The organism is Ligilactobacillus sp. (assembly GCF_036846325.1).
Classification (GTDB): domain Bacteria; phylum Bacillota; class Bacilli; order Lactobacillales; family Lactobacillaceae; genus Ligilactobacillus.
In genome coordinates this window covers 1715-2200 of the sequence record NZ_DAIUCE010000175.1, presented here as the reverse complement: position 1 = coordinate 2200, position 486 = coordinate 1715, and the positions used below count along the sequence as shown (strand labels likewise).

Genomic DNA, 486 nt, shown 5'->3' with positions numbered 1-486 from the left:
AAATTGTTCTTTAATGCGACATTAATTGTCGCACTGCTGCTGTAATATGAAATCATAAAATGAATGACAAGAAAATGAACGGGAGAAGATAATATGAAAAACAATGATTCCAGTAAGATTTTACTTTCGGATAAAATGGAAGACATGCTGAACGATGCGGAGATGAAGAACCTGCCTGATGAGCTGTTCTTGCAGTTTGGCGTTGATGAAAGCGAGTCCGGCATTAAGTTCAGGCACAGGCTGCAGGATTTCCTGGCTGATAATTACGATGAGGTGAGGGAAGCCATGGAAGATGGTACGGGAATGTCAGCGTTGAAGTCGAATCCGATCAGAAAGGCATACGAGCAGTATCTGATGGATAAGATGGAATCTGAAGTTGACTTCATGCTGCCACTGAGCAGTCTTGTCGTCAAATCGGGCATTTATGACGAAATCATCGGGGAAATGCTTGATGAGGGAAAGATAGAGCAATTTGACGGTGTATAC

At 42.4% G+C, this 486-nt stretch carries 1 protein-coding gene; it reads left to right on the top strand.

The genetic code is table 11. The annotated features are described in order from the left end of the window. Positions 1-93: 93 nt before the first annotated feature. The coding region (locus tag V7Z60_RS09885) for a hypothetical protein (RefSeq protein WP_334117642.1) at positions 94-486 on the top strand (393 nt) is incomplete at its 3' end.